Origin of the sequence: Enterobacter sp. BNK-34, from assembly GCF_048684445.1 — a bacterium.
Classification (GTDB): Bacteria; Pseudomonadota; Gammaproteobacteria; order Enterobacterales; family Enterobacteriaceae; genus Enterobacter; species Enterobacter pseudoroggenkampii.
Genome location: NZ_JBLQUA010000001.1, coordinates 1,463,353 through 1,481,441, shown reverse-complemented (window position 1 = coordinate 1,481,441; position 18,089 = coordinate 1,463,353). Strand labels below are relative to the sequence as shown.

The 18,089-nt window shown below is 57.6% G+C and carries 18 protein-coding genes; 5 read left to right on the top strand and 13 right to left on the bottom strand.

The annotated features are described in order from the left end of the window. Genes livG through livK form a run of 4 tightly spaced genes read right to left on the bottom strand, consistent with a single transcriptional unit; the run spans position 1 to position 4,121 of the window. Positions 1-768 (bottom strand): high-affinity branched-chain amino acid ABC transporter ATP-binding protein LivG, encoded by a 768-nt coding sequence (livG, locus tag ACMGG5_RS07270; protein WP_420277662.1) that lies wholly within the window; start codon positions 766-768, stop codon positions 1-3. After that, positions 765-2,042 (bottom strand): high-affinity branched-chain amino acid ABC transporter permease LivM, encoded by a 1,278-nt coding sequence (locus tag ACMGG5_RS07265; RefSeq protein ID WP_024906697.1) that lies wholly within the window; start codon positions 2,040-2,042, stop codon positions 765-767. Before ACMGG5_RS07265 ends, livG begins: the two co-directional genes overlap by 4 nt. Next, the gene (gene livH, locus ACMGG5_RS07260; RefSeq protein ID WP_008500099.1) at positions 2,039-2,965 is read right to left on the bottom strand and encodes a high-affinity branched-chain amino acid ABC transporter permease LivH; all 927 of its coding nucleotides are present in this window, start codon (positions 2,963-2,965) and stop codon (positions 2,039-2,041) included. Before livH ends, ACMGG5_RS07265 begins: the two co-directional genes overlap by 4 nt. A 46-nt stretch (positions 2,966-3,011) precedes the next feature. Further along, the gene (gene livK / locus ACMGG5_RS07255; RefSeq protein ID WP_024906696.1) at positions 3,012-4,121 is read right to left on the bottom strand and encodes a high-affinity branched-chain amino acid ABC transporter substrate-binding protein LivK; all 1,110 of its coding nucleotides are present in this window, start codon (positions 4,119-4,121) and stop codon (positions 3,012-3,014) included. Between the two features lie 424 nt (positions 4,122-4,545). Between livK and panM the strand changes: the two genes are divergently transcribed. After that, positions 4,546-4,935, top strand: a complete 390-nt coding sequence (gene panM, locus ACMGG5_RS07250; RefSeq protein WP_024906695.1) for an aspartate 1-decarboxylase autocleavage activator PanM — start codon at positions 4,546-4,548, stop codon at positions 4,933-4,935. A 95-nt stretch (positions 4,936-5,030) separates the two neighbouring features. Here panM and livJ read toward each other — a convergent pair whose 3' ends face one another. The 6 genes from livJ to ftsY form a co-directional block, all read right to left on the bottom strand. Beyond that, positions 5,031-6,131, bottom strand: coding sequence for a branched chain amino acid ABC transporter substrate-binding protein LivJ (gene livJ / locus ACMGG5_RS07245; protein WP_024906694.1), 1,101 nt, complete (start codon positions 6,129-6,131; stop codon positions 5,031-5,033). Between the two features lie 197 nt (positions 6,132-6,328). Beyond that, a complete protein-coding gene (locus ACMGG5_RS07240; protein ID WP_290094292.1) occupies positions 6,329-7,594 on the bottom strand; it encodes a 4-aminobutyrate--2-oxoglutarate transaminase in 1,266 nt (421 codons plus the stop codon). A gap of 136 nt (positions 7,595-7,730) precedes the next feature. Continuing rightward, positions 7,731-8,588, bottom strand: a complete 858-nt coding sequence (gene rpoH, locus ACMGG5_RS07235; RefSeq protein WP_420277661.1) for an RNA polymerase sigma factor RpoH — start codon at positions 8,586-8,588, stop codon at positions 7,731-7,733. Between the two features lie 251 nt (positions 8,589-8,839). Continuing rightward, a complete protein-coding gene (gene ftsX / locus ACMGG5_RS07230) occupies positions 8,840-9,895 on the bottom strand; it encodes a permease-like cell division protein FtsX (protein WP_024906691.1) in 1,056 nt (351 codons plus the stop codon). Beyond that, positions 9,882-10,553: a cell division ATP-binding protein FtsE gene (gene ftsE / locus ACMGG5_RS07225; protein ID WP_023310016.1), complete on the bottom strand. Its 672-nt coding sequence runs from the start codon at positions 10,551-10,553 to the stop codon at positions 9,882-9,884. Before ftsE ends, ftsX begins: the two co-directional genes overlap by 14 nt. A 2-nt stretch (positions 10,554-10,555) precedes the next feature. Beyond that, positions 10,556-12,028 carry a signal recognition particle-docking protein FtsY gene (gene ftsY / locus ACMGG5_RS07220; RefSeq protein WP_420277660.1) on the bottom strand — a complete coding sequence of 491 codons (1,473 nt, stop codon included), beginning with the start codon at positions 12,026-12,028 and terminating at the stop codon, positions 10,556-10,558. 127 nt (positions 12,029-12,155) lie between these two features. Here ftsY and rsmD point away from each other — a divergent pair, with 127 nt between their 5' ends. Together rsmD and ACMGG5_RS07210 are read left to right on the top strand one after the other, a co-directional pair. Further along, positions 12,156-12,758: a 16S rRNA (guanine(966)-N(2))-methyltransferase gene (rsmD, locus tag ACMGG5_RS07215; protein WP_024906689.1), complete on the top strand. Its 603-nt coding sequence runs from the start codon at positions 12,156-12,158 to the stop codon at positions 12,756-12,758. Further along, a complete protein-coding gene (locus ACMGG5_RS07210) occupies positions 12,742-13,023 on the top strand; it encodes a DUF1145 family protein (RefSeq protein WP_420277659.1) in 282 nt (93 codons plus the stop codon). The genes rsmD and ACMGG5_RS07210 overlap by 17 nt, the downstream gene beginning before the upstream one ends. Before the next feature lie 60 nt (positions 13,024-13,083). On the opposite strand, the gene ACMGG5_RS07205 is transcribed toward ACMGG5_RS07210, so the two are convergent. Continuing rightward, positions 13,084-13,440 carry a DUF2500 domain-containing protein gene (locus ACMGG5_RS07205; protein WP_290094289.1) on the bottom strand — a complete coding sequence of 119 codons (357 nt, stop codon included), beginning with the start codon at positions 13,438-13,440 and terminating at the stop codon, positions 13,084-13,086. 129 nt (positions 13,441-13,569) lie between these two features. Here ACMGG5_RS07205 and ACMGG5_RS07200 point away from each other — a divergent pair, with 129 nt between their 5' ends. Further along, positions 13,570-14,196 (top strand): lysoplasmalogenase, encoded by a 627-nt coding sequence (locus ACMGG5_RS07200; protein WP_024906687.1) that lies wholly within the window; start codon positions 13,570-13,572, stop codon positions 14,194-14,196. Positions 14,197-14,272: 76 nt separating this feature from the next. Beyond that, positions 14,273-16,444 (top strand): Zn(II)/Cd(II)/Pb(II) translocating P-type ATPase ZntA, encoded by a 2,172-nt coding sequence (gene zntA / locus ACMGG5_RS07195; protein WP_420277658.1) that lies wholly within the window; start codon positions 14,273-14,275, stop codon positions 16,442-16,444. Between the two features lie 89 nt (positions 16,445-16,533). Here the strand turns inward: zntA and ubiA are convergent, their stop codons facing one another. Then, complete coding sequence (gene ubiA, locus ACMGG5_RS07190; protein ID WP_024906685.1) at positions 16,534-17,403, bottom strand: 4-hydroxybenzoate octaprenyltransferase; 870 nt, start codon at positions 17,401-17,403, stop codon at positions 16,534-16,536. A 12-nt stretch (positions 17,404-17,415) separates the two neighbouring features. Continuing rightward, positions 17,416-17,913, bottom strand: a complete 498-nt coding sequence (gene ubiC, locus ACMGG5_RS07185) for a chorismate lyase (RefSeq protein ID WP_024906684.1) — start codon at positions 17,911-17,913, stop codon at positions 17,416-17,418. Positions 17,914-18,089: the final 176 nt, after the last annotated feature.

The following is an 18,089-nucleotide window of genomic DNA, read 5'->3' as shown; positions in this document are numbered from 1 at the left end:
TTATGCCTCACCCAGGTATGCGCGGATCACGTCCGGGTTGTTGCGGATCTCTTCCGGCGTGCCGTTTGCCAGCGGCGTACCCTGGTTAACCACGTAGATACGGTCCGAAATGCCCATCACCAGCTTCATGTCGTGCTCGATCAGCAGAACGGTAGTGTCGTGGTGATCGCGCAGTTCGGCAATCAGCTCGTCCAGCTCTTTGGTCTCTTTCGGGTTGAGCCCTGCCGCCGGTTCGTCGAGCATCAGGATCTCCGGCTGGGTCACCATGCAGCGCACAATCTCCAGACGACGCTGGTCGCCGTAGGCCAGGTTGCTCGCCTGACGGTTGGCGTGCTGCAGCAGGCCAATTCGGTCGAGCCAGGTCGCCGCGCGGTCAAGCGCTTCATCCTGCGCGCGGCGGAAGGCCGGGGTTTTCAGCAGGCCGGAGAACAGCCCGGTTTTCAGCTGCTGATGCTGAGCGACCAGCAGGTTCTCAATCACCGTCATCTCGCGGAACAGACGCACGTGCTGGAAGGTACGCACCACGCCCATGCGGGCAATCTGCTGGCCCGGCAGCCCTTCAAGATGCTTGTCGCGCAGCATGATGGTGCCGCCCGTCGGCTTGTAGAAGCCGGTCAGGCAGTTAAAGACCGTGGTTTTCCCCGCGCCGTTCGGGCCAATCAGGGAGACAATCTCTTTCTTGTGCAGATCCAGTGACACATTGTTGACCGCCAGCAGGCCGCCAAAACGCATCATCAGACCGTTAACGGATAATAATGGCTGACTCATGCCTGCTCTCCTTTCGCCTGAGTGCGTTTCAGCTTCAGCTGTGGACGAGTCATCGGCAGCAAGCCCTGCGGACGCCAGATCATCATCAGCACCATCAAACCACCCAGCATCAGCATGCTGTATTCGTTAAAGTCGCGCATCAGCTCGCGCGAGACCACCAGCAGGATGGCCGCGAGGATAACGGCGAACTGCGAGCCCATACCGCCCAGCACCACAATCGCCAGCACAAAGGCGGACTCGGCAAAGGTGAACGATTCCGGGCTCACAAAGCCCTGACGGGCGGCAAACAGCGTTCCGGCGAAACCGGCAAACGCGGCGCTGATGGTGAACGCGGTCAGCTTGATGCGGGTCGGGTTCAGGCCCAGGGAGCGGCAGGCGATCTCATCTTCACGCAGCGCTTCCCACGCGCGGCCCAGCGGCATGCGCAGCAGACGGTTAATCACGAACAGGGTAATCACCACCAGCAGCAGCGCCACCAGATAGAGCCAGATTACGCGGTCGGACGGGTCATACTTCACGCCGAAGAAGTTACTGAAGGTGTCCCAGCCGCCTTCGCGGGCGGTACGGCTGAACTCCAGGCCGAAGAAGGTTGGTTTCGGGATCTGGCTGATGCCGTTCGGGCCGCCGGTCACTTCGGTGTTGTTAAGCAGCAGGATACGGACGATTTCGCCGAAGCCTAAGGTCACAATCGCCAGGTAGTCACCGCGCAGGCGCAATACCGGGAAGCCAAGCAGAAAGCCCGCAGCGGCAGAGACCAGCCCCGCCAGCGGCAGGCAGGTCCAGAAGCCGAGGCCGTAATAGTGGTTCAGCAGCGCGAAGGTGTAGGCGCCGATGGCGTAGAAGCCGCCGTAGCCCAGCACCAGCAGGCCAGAGAGCCCCACCACCACGTTCAGACCGAGACCGAGAATCACGTAGATCATGGTCAGAGTGGCGATATCCACGGTGCCGCGAGACACCACAAACGGCCACGCCACGGCGGCCACCAGCAGCGCTACGAGGAACAGCTTCTGCTTCACGGTAGACCCGTCGATGGCCGGCAGAACGAATTTCGGCCCGGAGACGTTTTTCAGCGACTTCTGGAACAGCGGACGCAGCAGCTGGAACAGGAACACCACGGCGGTACCGATAAACACCCACTGCCAGCGGATGTCGGGGGCGGTATCCACCACCAGCTTCGTCCCGTCCAGACCTAACTGGACGCCCATAAAGACGCCCGCCAGCACGAAGAACATGGCGGCAGAGAGCAGCGCCATTGCAAAATGCATCGGTTTCATACTTTCTCTACCTCCGGACGGCCCAGAATACCGGTAGGCATCACCAGCAGAACCAGAATCAGCAGGGCAAACGACACCACGTCTTTATATTCCGTGCTCAGATACGCCGAGGAGAGCGCCTCCGCCACGCCCAGGATCAGGCCGCCAATCATCGCGCCCGGAATACTGCCGATACCGCCCAGCACCGCCGCGGTGAAGGCTTTCATCCCGGCCATAAAGCCGATGTACGGGTTGATCACGCCGTAGAACTGGCCGAGCAGGACACCCGCCACCGCCGCCATCGCGGCGCCAATCACGAAGGTCAGGGCAATCACGCGGTCGGTGTTGATGCCGAGCAGGCTCGCCATCTTCAGATCTTCTGCGCAGGCGCGGCAGGCGCGTCCCATCCGCGAGTAGCGAATGAACAGCGTCAGGGCGAGCATCGCAATAAAGGTCACGACCCAGATAACCAGCTGCATGGTGGTGATAGACGCCGCGAAGTTTTCGCTGGCCCCCACAATCCACTGGCCGTTAAACAGGCTTGGCAGCGCCACGTCGCGCGAGCCTTCGGTCAGGCTGACGTAGTTTTGCAGGAAGATCGACATCCCGATGGCGGAAATCAGCGCAATCAGGCGCTTGGAGCTGCGCACCGGCCGGTAGGCCACGCGCTCGATGCTCCAGCCGTAGGCGCTGGCTATAACAATCGCGCCGACAAACCCGGCGGCGACCAGCAGCCAGCTGCTGTCGATGCCCATCATCATCAGGGCAGCAATAATCATAAAGGAGACGTAGCTACCGATCATGTAGACCTCGCCGTGGGCGAAGTTGATCATGCCGATAATGCCGTAAACCATCGTATAGCCGATGGCGATCAGCGCGTAGGTGCTTCCCAGCGTAACGCCGTTAAACATCTGCTGCAGGAAATAGAGAAACTGCTCGGACATATGCAAACCTTTTTATACCCGCCCGGCGGTCCGGGCGGTGGGATAATTATTTGGCGGCCGAGGACGAACCGTCGGCGTGCCACTTAAAGACACCAAACTCAAATCCCTTCAGATCGCCTTTCTCATCCCAGTTCAGCGGCCCAATCACGGTGTTCGCCCCGTGTGCTTTTAAATCTTTCACCAGATCCAACGGTTCTTTGCTGCCGGAGCGATCCAGCGCGGTGGCCAGAGACTGTACGGCCGCATAGGTGATCCAGACGTACGGACCACTCGGATCTTTCTTCTGCGCCTTGAGCGCATCCACGATAGCCTTGTTGGCCGGATCCTGGTCATAGCGTTTTGGCATCGTCACCAGCATGCCTTCGGCTGAATCCCCGGCGATGTTTGACAGGGAGGCATTGCCCACGCCCTCTGGCCCCATAAACTGGGTTTTCAGACCGGTGGCGCGCGCCTGACGCAGCATCTGCCCCATCTCCGGGTAGTAGCCGCCGTAGTAAACGAAGTCGATATTCTCTTTTTGCAGACGGGCGATCAGCGCGGAGAAGTCTTTCTCACCGGCGGTAATGCCGTCGAAGAAGACGATGTTCGCGCCGCCTTTTTTCAGGCCGTCCTGAACGGAGCGCGCCAGGCCTTCGCCGTACTGCTGCTTGTCATGAATAATGGCGATACGCTGCGGCTTAACGGTTTCAAGGATGTATTTGGCGGCGGTGGGCCCCTGAGAGGAGTCCAGACCGGCGGTACGCATAATGTGCTGATAACCGCGCTGGGTCAGCTCAGGGTTAGTTGCGCCAGGGGTGATCATCAGGATGCCTTCGTCTTCGTAGATATCAGACGCAGGCTGGGTGGAGGATGAACACAGGTGGCCGATCACATACTGGATGCCATCGTTGACGATTTTGTTGGCGACCGCGACGGCCTGTTTCGGATCGCAGGCGTCGTCATATTCCACGCCCACCAGCTTGTCGCCTTTGATGCCGCCCTTAGCGTTGATGTCTTTGATGGCCTGGCGCGCACCGTTGAACTCCATGTCACCCCACTGGGCAACAGGGCCGGACATCGCACCCACTACCGCAACTTTAATGTCCTCCGCCATAGCGGCATGCGAGATCGACAGTGCGACCATCCCCGCGATTAACGTCTTCGCGTTCCTTTTCATCTCTGAATCCCCATTCGTGATGTCGTGTTTATATTTTGTTTTATTATGGTTAAAAAGCATTCTGTACTTTTAATGAACAACGCTATTTTTACCAGTGCCTTTAATGGTTTAGCGCAGGTTTTTGTCAAAAACCAGACTAAAATCTCTATTTTTCAGGCGATTAAGCAAAGATAATATTCTGAAATCAGGCAGAGATAAACAAATAAAAGTGCAGTTTGCAGCATAAAATAACGGTACAAAGCGCCGAATAAATCACTACCCTTCAGGTTAAAATTCTGCTTATTTTTCGATCCATGTGTTTTCAAACTGCCCATCGCGTTGCCAAAAAACTAATCACCTGGTTAATGAGAATAAAAAGAGGAAGCCGCTGAGTGAATAAATTGAGTACACTGCCCCTACTGAATCTGATTTGGACAAGTAGCTAATGAAACTGACTATCGTGCGTCTGGTGACCTTTAGCGACCAGGATCATATCGACCTGGGCAAGATCTGGCCGGAATATTCCCCTTCGTCGCTACGCGTGGATGAGACCCACCGCATTTATGCCGCGCGTTTTAACGAGCGCCTGCTGGCCGCGGTTCGCGTCACCCTGAGCGGTACAGAAGGGGCGCTGGACTCGCTGCGCGTACGTGACGTCACCCGTCGTCGCGGTGTGGGACAGTATTTAATTGAAGAAGTGATCCGCGAAAACCCGAGCGTGACCTCATGGTGGATGGCTGACGTCGGCGTGGAAGACCGCGGCGTGATGGCGGCGTTTATGCAGGCGTTAGGGTTTACGGCGCAGGAGAGCGGTTGGGAGAAGCGTTTGGGGTGAATTGTGCGGTGCGGCCTGATGCCCTCACCCCGGCCCTCTCCCACGGGGAGAGGGTGCAAACACTAAAATGGCAACCTTACGGTTGCCATTTGCGTTTATTTGGCGTCAGTAGCAGTCCCGTTAGCATGCCAGTCAAACACGCCGAACTCGAAGCCCTTCAGGTCGCCCTTCGCGTCCCAGGAGAGTGGCCCCATGACGGTCTGGACCGTGTTCGCTTTCAGCCAGGTGGCAATCTCAGCCGGTTCGGCTGACTGGTTCAGGCCCGCCTGCAGAGACTGCAGCGCCGCATAGGTGGTCCAGACGAACGCGCCGCTTGGATCCTGTTTCTTCGCCTTGATGGCATCTACGATAGGTTTGTTCGCTGGCACCTGGTCGTAGTTCTTCGGTTTGGTCACCAGCAGGCCTTCGGCTGATTCACCTGCAATGTTGGACAGGGAAACGTTCGCCACGCCTTCCGGACCCATAAACTGGGTTTTCAGGCCCGCAGCGCGCGCCTGGCGCAGGATCTGCCCCATTTCCGGGTGGTAGCCACCGTAGTAAACGAAATCAATATTCTCTTTCTTCAGACGCGCCACCAGGGTGGAGAAGTCTTTCTCACCGGCGGTGATCCCGTCGAAGAACACCACGTCGGCATTGGCTTTCTTCAGGTTGTCCTGCACTGAACGCGCCAGACCTTCACCGTACTGCTGCTTGTCATGAACGATGGCAATACGCTTCGGCTTCACTTTTTCAACGATGTATTTCGCCGCGGTTGGGCCCTGGTCAGAGTCCAGGCCGGTGGTGCGCAGGGTCAGCTTGTAGCCACGCGCGGTCAGCTCCGGTGCGGTCGCCGCCGGAGTGATCATCAGGATACCTTCGTCTTCGTAGATATCAGACGCGGGTTGAGTAGAGGAAGAGCACAGGTGACCGATAACGTATTTGATCCCGTCGTTCACCACTTTGTTCGCGACCGCGACCGCTTGTTTCGGGTCACAGGCATCATCATATTTTACGATCTGCAGTTTTTCGCCCTTGATACCGCCCTTAGCATTAATGTCTGCAACCGCCTGCTCAGCGCCGGTAAATTCCTGGTCGCCGTACTGTGCTACCGGACCGGACATCGCGCCAACCACAGCCACTTTGATGTCTGCCTGTGCCATGGTGCTGAATGCCAACGCGATACATCCTGCCAGTAACGCTTTACCCTTCATGTTCATCCTGAGATTCCCCATTATTATGGTTATTACGATTGTTGTGATGTTGTTGTGCAGCGCTTTATGTCAGTTATAGGTGTGCTGTTCGCGCTTTTTCAGCATACTCTGCTAAAACATACCCGATTTTTATGATTTTGGAATAGCTAATTTGAAATGAATATATGCCAGGCCCGGCAGGGATTTTCGCCGGGCATATGGCTTTAACGTGTCAGCGAGGCGGAGATAATGTCCAGCGCTTTACGGAACTGCACTTCAGGGATCGTCAGCGGATAGAGGAAACGAATGACGTTGCCGTAGACGCCGCAGCTCAGAAGAAGCAGCCCTTCCTGCAACGCGCGCTCCTGCACCTGGCGGGTAAATTCCGGCGAAGGCTGGCCCGTTTGCGGGTCGTTAAACTCCACCGCCACCATTGAGCCCTGGGCGCGAATGTCCGCGATATACGGGCAGTGTTCCTTCGCCTTGTTCAGCACTTCCACCAGGTGATGGCCAAGATGCGCCGAGCGCGTGCAGAGATCCTCTTCATCAATCACGTCGAGCACGGCATGCGCCGCGGCAATCGCCAGCGGGTTTCCGGCGTAGGTACCGCCCAGCCCGCCCGGCGCAGGGGCGTCCATGATCTCTGCCCGGCCCGACACCGCTGAGAGCGGCATCCCGCCCGCCAGGCTTTTCGCCATGGTGATCAGATCCGGCTTCACGCAGTGATGTTCCATCGAGAACAGCTTGCCGGTACGGGCGAAGCCGCTTTGCACCTCGTCGGCAATCAGCAAAATGCCGTGGGTATCGCACAGGGCACGCAGCGCCTGCATAAAATCGGCTGGCGCGATGTTGAAACCGCCCTCTCCCTGAACCGGTTCGAGAATAATGGCCGCGACCTGGTCGGGTGCGATATCCGCTTTAAAGATGCGTTCCAGGCTTTTCAACGCCTCAGCGGTGCTGACGCCGTGCAGTTCATTCGGATACTGCGCGTGATAAACCGAACCGGGGAACGGGCCAAAGCCGAGCTTGTACGGCGCAACTTTGCCGGTCAGCGCCATGGTCATAAAGGTGCGGCCGTGGAACGCGCCGCCGAAGGTGATAAGACCCGGACGTTTGGTGTACGCCCGGGCAATTTTTACCGCGTTTTCGACCGCCTCTGCTCCCGTTGAAAAGAACGCCGTTTTGGCAGGGCCTTCAACGGGCACGCGTTCGTTGATACGTTCGGCAAGCGCCACATAGCCTTCATACGGCACGATCTGATACGCCGTATGGGTAAAGGCGTGGAGTTGTTTTTCGATGGCGGAAATGACTTTGGGATGGCGATGGCCGGTATTCAGCACCGCGATACCGGCGGCGAAGTCGATGTACTCGTTGCCTTCCACGTCCCACACCGTGGCGTTTTCAGCTTTATCGGCATAGAAGTTACACATCACGCCGATGCCGCGCGGCGTCGCCTGTAAACGCCGGTCGTTCAGTTCGTTGTTTTTCACCCTGTCCCCCTGAGAAAGTCGCCTGCTTAGCGCATCAGTAAGTGTTTGCCAGGGGGAGGGAATTCGCCAGAGCGGGCGCTAAAAAAACAAAACCCCCGGATTCACATCCAGGGGCTCTCGTCATACTTCGCAGAAATTACGCTTCGATAGCGGCGCGAAGTTTTTTCATGGCGTTCTTTTCAAGCTGACGGACACGTTCCGCAGAAACGCCGTAGCGGTCGGCCAGCTCCTGCAGCGTGGACTTGTTGTCTGCGTCCAGCCAGCGGGCGCGGATAATATCCTGGCTACGTTCGTCGAGGCCTTCCATCGCATGGGTCAGCTTGTTCGCGGCCTGATCTTCCCAGTTATCCTCTTCGATGCCATCAGCAAAGTTAGAGGTTTTATCCTGCAGATACAGAACCGGTGCCATTGGCTGGCTGTCAGAGGCGTCGTCGTCGGAGGACATATCAAAGGTCATGTCCTGCGCGGCCATACGGGATTCCATCTCACGCACGTCTTTGCTGGTTACGCCCAGCTCGCGCGCCACCATTTCCACTTCATCCTGGTTGAACCAGCCCAGACGCTGCTTGGTTTTACGCAGGTTAAAGAACAGTTTGCGCTGCGCCTTTGTCGTGGCGACTTTCACGATACGCCAGTTGCGCAGCACGTATTCGTGAATTTCTGCTTTGATCCAGTGCACGGCGAAGGAGACCAGTCGCACACCCACTTCCGGGTTAAAGCGACGTACAGCCTTCATCAGACCGATGTTACCTTCCTGAATCAAGTCCGCCTGCGGCAGGCCGTAGCCCGCATAATTACGAGCAACGTGAACAACAAAGCGCAGGTGAGACAGGATCAGCGTCTTAGCTGCTTCCAGATCGCCCTGGTAATGCAGCTTTTCAGCAAGCTCCTTTTCTTCCTCGGCCGTTAACATCGGCCAGGTGTTCGCAGCCCGGATATAAGATTCCAGGTTACCAACAGGGGCTAAAGCTAAAGTTTGCATTTCTTTGGTCATTCATTCCTCTCAATGTTTCTTCTGGTCCAGGTCGTCCCCGTCAGGCAACAACCATGCCAAAGCGTTTGAGCAACGAGATTAGCATTCACTCTTTTATCAGACAGTGATTTTATCCACAAGTTCCAGGTGCAACGGTGAATAAATTACGCACAAAATGTGACATGGAGATGATAACAGGGGAAGAGACAACAGGGACGCTTTCCCTGCAGAGCGAACATCTCGGTGCAGGGAAAGATTATATCACGCTTTTATTAGTCGGGAGTAAAGTGACGTAAATGTTGAACGGTTGCCAACCAGGCTGCCACCCACCCAATCATCGAGCACACCAGCAGCAGTAACAGGCACTCATCGAAACCTAAGCCGCTGATATTAAACTTCGTTCCGAAAACCTGCGCCACTTCAGTCACGGCCGACGAAAGCCGCATCACCAAAATTTCTGACAATATCAGTGAAAGAAATGCGCCGGAAAAACCGAGCAGTGCACCACCGTAAAGGAACGGTCGGAGGATGAAGCCATCCGTCGCACCAATCAGTTTCTGCACGTTGATGGTATCGCGACGAGCAAAGATGCTCAGGCGAACGCTGTTACCAATGACGAGGAAGACCGCCGCCACCATCAGCACGCCAATCATCGCCGCGACGCGTCCTACCAGCCCGGTCAGGGCTGAGAGGCGCGCAAACCAGCTGTCATCCATGCGCACTTCATCAATGCCCTTAATGCGCGTGATGCGATCGCGCAGGGTGTTAAGCGAATCGGTCCCCTGGAAATCCAGCTTCGGGATCACCACCGCCACGGCGGGCAGCGGGTTCTCTTCGAGCATATCCAGCGCGCCGCCAAAGCCAGACCAGTTACGGAACTCGCCCAGCGCGTCTTCACGTGAGAGATAGTTGACCTTCTCCACGCCCTGCTCGGCCTGGATTTGCCCAACCACCTGCGCAGCGGCGTTATCGTCGAGCGCTTTATCCAGATAGACCGTGATCTGCGGGGACGGATAATACTGTGAAGCCGCCTGGTTGACGTTTTTATAGACCATATAGCAGACGCTTGGCAGCGTCAGGGAGATGGCAATCACCATCACCGTCAGGAACGTCGCCAGCGGTTTGCTTTTCAGGTCCTGCAGCGCGCCGTGGAAAGCGTAGCGTACCTGTTCGTTAAACACGTTGGTTTTACGGGAGGCCGGTTTTGTCGCGGCCTTCTGGCGCTTCGGCGCATTACGATTGCCGTCACCACCGCCCTGCGGCTTACGGAAACGGTCAAACCGGTTCCCGAACTGCCGAATCTGGTTTATTGCATCACGCTTGTTCACCGTGGCCTCCGTGCAAATGCCCGTCGCTCAGGGTCAGCATGCGGTACGAACGACGGGAAATGAGCCCGATATCGTGCGTCGCCATCAATACGGTGACCCCTACGCGGTTGAATTCCTCAAACAGACGCAAAATCCCTTCTGAAAGGGCATCGTCCAGGTTACCGGTCGGTTCATCCGCCAGCAGCACGGCAGGCTTGTTCACCACCGCGCGGGCGATGCCCACGCGCTGCTGTTCACCGCCGGAGAGCTGGATCGGAAAGTTCTTCGCTTTGTCCAGCAGCCCGACCTTATCCAGCGCCGCAGAGACGCGACGGCGGATATCGTCATAGCTGGCGCCGGCAATAATCAGCGGAATGGCCACGTTATCGAAAACGGTGCGATCCATCAGCAGGTGGTGATCCTGGAAAATCATGCCGATCTGACGACGCAGGAACGGCACTTCGCGGTTTTTCAGGCGGCTGATCTCATGCCCGCCGAAAAAGATTTTCCCGGCGCTTGGCCGCTCGATCCCACAGATAAGCTTGAGCAGGGTACTTTTCCCCGCGCCGGAATGGCCGGTCAGGAATGCCATCTCGCCCGGCTGCAGGTGGAATGTCACCCCCTGCAGCGCTTGTCTCCCACCGAGATAGGCCTTGCTGACGTGTTCAAAGCGAATCATTGTTAGTCCTCTCGGGCAAATAATGCCTCAATAAAGTCGTCCGCCTTAAACGGACGTAAATCCTCAATACGCTCGCCCACACCGATGTAACGGATAGGAATGCCGAACTGATCGGCCACGGAGAAGATCACCCCGCCTTTCGCGGTGCCGTCCAGCTTGGTCAGCGCGATCCCCGTCAGTCCTACCGCTTCAGTGAACAGCTTCGCCTGACTGATGGCGTTCTGTCCGGTGCTGGCGTCAATGGTCAGCATAATTTCATGCGGTGCGTCTTCGTCCAGCTTCTTCATGACGCGGACGATTTTCTTCAACTCTTCCATCAGGTGCGATTTGTTCTGCAAACGCCCTGCGGTATCGGCAATCAGCACGTCCACGTTGCGCGCCTTCGCCGCCTGGATGGCGTCGAAGATCACGGACGCGGAATCCGCGCCGGTATGCTGGGCAATCACCGGAATGTTGTTGCGCTGGCCCCAAACCTGCAGCTGCTCAACCGCCGCCGCACGGAAGGTGTCGCCCGCCGCCAGCATCACCGATTTGCCCTGCTGCTCGAACTGACGCGCCAGCTTGCCGATGGTGGTGGTTTTACCCACGCCGTTCACGCCCACCATCAGAATAACAAATGGCGTTTTGCCTTCAATATTAAGCGGTTCGTCAACTTTTGCGAGAATTTCACCCATCTCGTCTTTCAGCAGGCCGTACAGCGCTTCGGCGTCGCGCAGCTGTTTGCGGCTCGCCCCTTCGGTCAGGTTGGCGATGATCTTACGGGTGGTTTCCACGCCGACGTCCGCAATCAGCAGCTGTTCTTCCAGCTCTTCAAACAGATCGTCGTCGATCTTCTTGCCGCGGAACAGACTGATAAATCCGGAACCTAAGTTTTCTTTGGTTTTGAGCAGGCTGCGCTTCAGGCGGGCGAAGAAACCTTCTTTGGTCGGTTTTTCCTGCTCCTGAACGATCTCTTCTTCCGGTTCTTCTTCCGGTTCTTCTTCCACCGGCACCACGATGACCGCTTCTTCAGCGGCTTCCGCCGCCAGCGCCTGGGCTTCAAGCTCTTCGTCGGTCAGTTCTGGCTCTAGTGCCGCTTCTTCTTCCACCGCCTCAACAATTTCAACGGTTTCCGCTTCGGCCTGCCACTCTTCGGCAGACACCTCTTCGGCTTTCACCTCTTCCGGCAGCGGCAGCTCTTCATGCTCGATAACGGCCTGCGGTGCTTCGGTAATGTCTTCAACGACAACCGGTTCCGGCTTCTCGCTATCCTGAACCTGTTCAGTGACCTCAACCACCTCTTCTGCAAAGGATTCAACCTCTTCTTTGCTGTGCGCAGTTTCTTCCGCGTCGACTACCGCGGCGGTTTCTACAGGCGTTTCAGGCGGTGACTGCTCTTCAACGGCTTGTTGCTCTTCGGTTTTCTGTTCTGTTTCTTGCTCTTTTTCACCGAAGCCCAGCCAGGAAAAGAAGCCACGTTTTTTTTGTTTTGCCATCTGCGACTACACTCCTCGCGGCGCTATATACATGGAAGCTAAAAAAATGATGAAATAGTCTAACACTTTACTTAATTGACATCACCGCCCGCAATCGCAGGCCAATTGTTAACAGAGCTTTCCTGAGATGAAGAAACCCAACCGCGCCCCGGCCGGTCAAATTCGTATTATCGGCGGTCAGTGGCGGGGCCGGAAATTACCGGTGCCGGACAGCCCCGGTTTACGCCCTACTACCGACCGCGTGCGCGAGACGCTGTTTAACTGGCTGGCCCCGTCAATGGTAGACGCCCACTGCCTGGACTGCTTCGCCGGAAGCGGCGCGCTCGGTCTGGAAGCGCTGTCGCGCTATGCCGCCAGCGCCACGCTGCTGGAGATGGAGCGCGGCGTGGCGCAGACGCTGCAGCAAAATCTGGCGACGCTGAAGGCGGGCAACGCCAAAGTCGTGAACACCAACACGCTGAGTTTTCTTGCGCAGAAAGGCACGCCGCATAACGTGGTGTTTGTCGACCCGCCGTTCCGTAAGGGGCTGCTGGAGGAGACGCTATCCCTGCTGGAGCAAAACGGCTGGCTGGCGGATGACGCGCTAATTTACGTTGAAAGCGAAGTGGAAAACGGTTTACCGCCGGTTCCCGCTCACTGGGATCTGCACCGTGAAAAAGTCGCAGGTCAGGTTGCTTATCGTCTGTATCACCGTCAGGCACAAGGAGGATCCGATGCCGGTACTGATTAATCTGGGACGTTTGCTGATGCTGGGCGTCTGGGCGTTTTTGCTGCTCAACCTGGTGCACCCGTTCCCGCGCCCGATGAACATTTTCGTTAACGTCGCACTGATTTTCACGTCGTTTATGCACGCCCTGCAGATGGTGATGCTGAAAAACGGCCTGCCGAAAGACGGACCGCAGATGACGGGCAGGCAGCAGCTGCGCGTGTTTATTTTCGGCGTGTTTGAGCTGCTGGTGTGGATGAAGAAATTTAAGGCGCAGGTGAAGAAGTAAGGTGCGGGCTGATGCCCTCAACCTAACCCTCTCCCACAGGGAGAGGGAACCGTTCGTGCATTATTCCGTCCTGAACCCTTCAAATCGCGACCCTTTGTAGCTCAGCGTTCCTTTCTCTCCCACCGTCAGCTGATGGTACTGCTGCGCCTCCAGGCGGAAGGTCATCTCCAGGCCGCCCGTTTCCGGCTTAAAGCTCGCTTCATAGCGCATTGTTGTGCCCGCAGGCGTCACCTGCTGCTGGCGCGAGCGGCGGTCACTGAGCGGTTTTTCGCGTTTGTTGGTCACCACCACGCGCTTTTGCATCAGGGGTGCGGCATCGTTATCCGCCTTCTCGCGGCGCTGCTGTACGAAGCGGAACGAGGCGGCAATGACGATAATCGCCACCACGATAATGAAAAACAGCGGCATCTTGCTCATTATACAATCCCATCAGATTATGCGGAATTCAGGATACCCTGCCTTCCCCGCCATTGCCAAACGCCCGCCCGCGTCACTACACTGGATCAGAAACTGATTATTCAGACTTAACAGATACAGGGAGTTAATATGCTTTGGTCATTTATCGCTGTCTGTTTTTCCGCATGGCTTTATGTCGATGCGTCGTACCGCGGTCCCACCTGGCAGCGCTGGTTGTTTAAACCGGTCACGCTGTTGCTCCTGCTGCTGCTGGCCTGGCAAGCGCCGATGTTCAACGCCGTCAGCTATCTGGTGCTCGCCGGGCTGTGCGCCTCCCTCATTGGCGATGCCTTAACCCTGCTGCCGCGCCAGCGCCTGCTGTACGCCGTTGGGGCGTTCTTCCTGTCGCATCTGCTGTATACCATCTACTTTGCCAGCCAGATGACGCTCTCCTTCTTCTGGCCGCTGCCGTTGGTGCTGCTGGTGATTGGCGCGCTGCTGATTGCGGTGATCTGGTCACGTCTGGAAGAGATGCGTTTGCCGGTCTGCACGTTTATCGCCATGACCCTGGTAATGGTGTGGCTGGCGGGCGAGCTGTGGTTCTTCCGTCCGACCGCTCCGGCGATGTCCGCGTTCTTCGGTGCCGCGCTGCTGCTGATCGGGAATGTCGTCTGGCTGGGCAGCCACTATCGTCGCCGCTTCCGTGCGGATAACGCGATTGCCGCCGCCTGCTACTTTGCCGGGCACTTCCTGATCGTGCGTTCGCTGTATATTTAAATAAGTCTTGACTCTGGAGTCGACTCCAGAGTGTATGCTGCGGTTAATGAGAAAATTATCATTACCGGAGACTGCCATGTCGACTCCAGAAACATCTAAAAAAGTTCCACAATTCTCGGCACTTAAGCTCAGACCGGTTCCGCCGAAAGACGACTGCTGCTGCGAAGGCGTGTGCGAAACGCAAACTGAAATGCTGCCTGAAAGCGGCAACCGCTACAGCTGGGTCGTTAACGGCATGGACTGCGCCGCCTGTGCGCGCAAAGTGGAAAACGCCGTCAAACAAGTGCCGGGCGTGAGTCACGTTCAGGTGCTGTTCGCCACTGAAAAGCTGCTGGTTAGCGCCTATAACGACGTCAGCAAACAGGTGGAAGCCGCCGTCAGCAAGGCGGGCTATACCCTTCGTAGCGAAACGGCGCCCGCTGAAAAAGCCTCTTCCCTGAAAGAAAACCTGCCGCTCATTACCCTCATCATCATGATGGCCCTGAGCTGGGGGCTGGAACAGTTCAACCACCCGTTCGGCAACCTGGCGTTTATCGCCACCACGCTGGTCGGGCTGTTCCCGATTGCCCGTCAGGCGCTGCGCCTGATGAAAAGCGGCAGCTGGTTTGCCATCGAAACGCTGATGAGCGTGGCGGCTATCGGGGCGCTGTTTATTGGCGCAACGGCAGAAGCGGCGATGGTGCTGCTGCTGTTCTTAATTGGCGAACGCCTTGAGGGCTGGGCAGCGAGCCGGGCGCGTAAAGGGGTCAGCGCGCTGATGGCGCTGAAGCCGGAAACCGCCACGCGCGTGATAAACGGCACGCGTGAAAAGGTCGCCATCAATACGCTGCGCCCGGGCGACGTGATTGAAGTCGCGGCAGGCGGACGCTTGCCTGCAGACGGCGCGCTGCTTACCGCCACCGCGAGCTTTGATGAAAGCGCCCTGACCGGCGAGTCCATTCCGGTTGAACGTGAGGCGGGTGAAAAAGTGCCTGCGGGTGCCACCAGCGTCGACCGTCTGGTACAGCTCACCGTGCTTTCCGAGCCGGGCGACAGCGCCATCGACCGAATCCTGAAGCTGATTGAAGAGGCCGAAGAGCGCCGCGCGCCGGTCGAACGCTTTATTGACCGCTTCAGCCGGATCTACACGCCCGCCATTATGCTGGTGGCCCTGCTGGTCACCGTCGTCCCACCGCTGTTCTTTGGCGCGCCGTGGGAGGGCTGGATTTATAAAGGGCTGACGCTATTGCTGATCGGCTGTCCGTGCGCGCTGGTGATTTCCACCCCGGCGGCCATTACCTCCGGGCTGGCGGCTGCGGCGCGTCGCGGGGCGCTGATTAAGGGCGGCGCGGCGCTGGAGCAGCTGAGCCAGGTTCAGCAAATCGCGTTCGATAAAACCGGTACGCTGACCGTGGGCAAACCGCAGGTGACCGGCGTATATCCGCAGGATATCGGTGAAGATGAACTGCTTACGCTGGCCGCCGCCGTTGAGCTGGGTTCCACTCACCCGCTGGCGCAGGCGATTGTGCGTGAAGCGCAGTCGCGCGGGCTGAACATCCCTCCGGCAACCGCCCAGCGGGCGCTGGTCGGGTCAGGGATTGAGGCCACCGTTGACGGTAAAAAGGTACTGATTGTCGCGGCTGGCAAGTCTTCTACTCCAGAGGTGGAGGCGTTAGAACAGGCCGGACAAACCGTCGTGACCGTCCTGCAGGACGGCGTCGCAAAAGGGATGCTGGCGCTGCGCGACACCCTCCGCGATGACGCAAAAGAAGCTGTGGTGGCGCTACATCAGCTGGGCGTGAAGGGCGTGATTCTCACCGGCGATAACCCTCGCGCGGCGGCAGCGATTGCCGGTGAGCTGGGGCTGGCGTTTAAAGCCGGATTGTTGCCTGCGGATAAGGTCAGCGCGGTAACGGAGCTGAACGCTCGCGCACCGCTGGCGATGGTCGGTGACGGGATTAACGATGCTCCGGCGATGAAAGCGTCCACCATCGGTATTGCGATGGGCAGCGGGACCGACGTGGCGCTGGAAACGGCTGACGCGGCACTGACCCACAACCGCCTGACCGGGCTGGCGCAGATGATCGATCTTGCGCGCGCGACGCGGGCCAATATCCGTCAGAACATCGGTATCGCGCTGGGGTTGAAGGGGATTTTCCTGGTGACCACGCTGCTTGGCATGACCGGGCTGTGGCTGGCGGTGCTGGCGGATACCGGGGCTACGGTGCTGGTGACGGCGAACGCGCTCAGGTTGTTGCGTCGCCGGTAAAAAAACGCCCGGTGGCGCTGACGCTTACCGGGCCTACATATCCTGCTAAATCGTAGGCCGGGTAAGGCGAAGCCGCCACCCGGCTTTTTTTATATGAAGTAGCTCATCGCCAGGCCTAAAAACAGCACCAGACCGACGTAGTTATTGTTCATAAACGCTTTGAAACATGCGTCGCGTTCGCGCTTCGCAATCAGCTTTTGCTGGTACGCAAACAGCAGTCCCGCCACCAGCACTGACCAGTAGAACTCCCAGTTCAGCCCGTTCAGGCGACCAATCGCCACCATCAGCGCCAGTACCGCAACCTGCAGGATACCGATGATCAGCTTGTCCTGACGGCCAAAGAGGATGGCGGTTGATTTGATGCCAATTTTCAGATCATCGTCGCGGTCAACCATCGCGTACTGGGTGTCATACGCCACGGCCCAGAGAATGTTCGCCAGGAACATCAGCCAGCAGCTGAGCGGTAAGGACTCACTAACCGCCGCAAACGCCATCGGAATCGACCAGCCAAACGCCGCCCCCAGCACCACCTGCGGCAGATGGGTGTAGCGCTTCATAAACGGATACACCCAGGCCAGGGCCAGCGCCGCAACGGAAAGCAGGATGGTCATGGTGTTGAGGGTTAACACCAGCAGGAAAGAGAGCAGCACCAGAACAATAAACAGCACGCGGGCTTCTTTCCCGGTCACCTGCCCGCTGGGTAACGGACGACCGGCAGTACGCTTAACATGACCATCGAATTTACGATCGGCATAGTCATTCACCACGCAGCCCGCCGCACGCATCAGCCAGACGCCGGCAACGAATACGCCAAGGATCCACAGCGGCGGCACGCCCGGCGTGGCGAGCCACAGCGCCCAGAGGGTCGGCCACAGCAACAGTAACGCGCCAATGGGTTTATCGGTACGCATTAAGCGGTGATACGCCAGCAGCTTATTCTGCGTCAGGCTCCACTCCATTTTTTCTTCCTCTTAGTACAACGGTGATGCCGGTAAAAAAAGCTCCGTCAGAATTAACGGTTTACCGCTCAGGCGAAGGCGGGAACGACGCCCCCAGAGTTCGGCATCACGACCAATCTCAATAAAATCCCGGGTAAGCTCAGACGAGGTGAAAAGGTAACGCCCCAGCGGCGTTTTCCCCAGACGTTGCAGCGCCAGTTCTGGCCCGGAAAGGGTGGACTCGGGCACCACCGTCCGCCCGGCAAGCCACGGCTCGCCATCGGCACAAAGTAAAATTTCACGCAGCCAGTAACGTGGCTCTTGCGGCAGCAGCGGCAGCTCGCTGGCAATCTCATCGCCAGAGACAAACCCTTCCTGAATCAGGGTCACCGTAACCGTTTTACCCTGCTGCTCAAAACGTTTCGTCATGGAATCTTCCAGCAGCAACCAGTCCAGTTGCTGCGGTTCAAGCGCAGGTATTTGGTCGAAATAGCGCAGCGCACGCAGTTGCGTTAGCGCAGGGTGTGACATGCCAGACTCTCCGATACATAACGTAATGGCATTGTATCGCAGAAACACGGATTGAGGGGGGCCAAACGTTATTTAACGATCACGATCGCAACAAGAGTGCAACAGCCTGGCGGAGACGAAAAAAAGTGCGCCCACTCAGGCGCACCAAACGACTAACAAATCAGCACTGCGGGGAA

Coding starts and splice junctions, on each gene's coding strand:
- livG (WP_420277662.1), bottom strand. CDS start 768: ATGAGTCAGCCATTATTATCCGTTAACGGTCTGATGATGCGTTTTGGC.
- ACMGG5_RS07265 (WP_024906697.1), bottom strand. CDS start 2,042: ATGAAACCGATGCATTTTGCAATGGCGCTGCTCTCTGCCGCCATGTTC.
- livH (WP_008500099.1), bottom strand. CDS start 2,965: ATGTCCGAGCAGTTTCTCTATTTCCTGCAGCAGATGTTTAACGGCGTT.
- livK (WP_024906696.1), bottom strand. CDS start 4,121: ATGAAAAGGAACGCGAAGACGTTAATCGCGGGGATGGTCGCACTGTCG.
- panM (WP_024906695.1), top strand. CDS start 4,546: ATGAAACTGACTATCGTGCGTCTGGTGACCTTTAGCGACCAGGATCAT.
- livJ (WP_024906694.1), bottom strand. CDS start 6,131: ATGAACATGAAGGGTAAAGCGTTACTGGCAGGATGTATCGCGTTGGCA.
- rpoH (WP_420277661.1), bottom strand. CDS start 8,588: ATGACCAAAGAAATGCAAACTTTAGCTTTAGCCCCTGTTGGTAACCTG.
- ftsE (WP_023310016.1), bottom strand. CDS start 10,553: ATGATTCGCTTTGAACACGTCAGCAAGGCCTATCTCGGTGGGAGACAA.
- ftsY (WP_420277660.1), bottom strand. CDS start 12,028: ATGGCAAAACAAAAAAAACGTGGCTTCTTTTCCTGGCTGGGCTTCGGT.
- rsmD (WP_024906689.1), top strand. CDS start 12,156: ATGAAGAAACCCAACCGCGCCCCGGCCGGTCAAATTCGTATTATCGGC.
- ACMGG5_RS07210 (WP_420277659.1), top strand. CDS start 12,742: ATGCCGGTACTGATTAATCTGGGACGTTTGCTGATGCTGGGCGTCTGG.
- ACMGG5_RS07205 (WP_290094289.1), bottom strand. CDS start 13,440: ATGAGCAAGATGCCGCTGTTTTTCATTATCGTGGTGGCGATTATCGTC.
- ACMGG5_RS07200 (WP_024906687.1), top strand. CDS start 13,570: ATGCTTTGGTCATTTATCGCTGTCTGTTTTTCCGCATGGCTTTATGTC.
- zntA (WP_420277658.1), top strand. CDS start 14,273: ATGTCGACTCCAGAAACATCTAAAAAAGTTCCACAATTCTCGGCACTT.
- ubiA (WP_024906685.1), bottom strand. CDS start 17,403: ATGGAGTGGAGCCTGACGCAGAATAAGCTGCTGGCGTATCACCGCTTA.
- ubiC (WP_024906684.1), bottom strand. CDS start 17,913: ATGTCACACCCTGCGCTAACGCAACTGCGTGCGCTGCGCTATTTCGAC.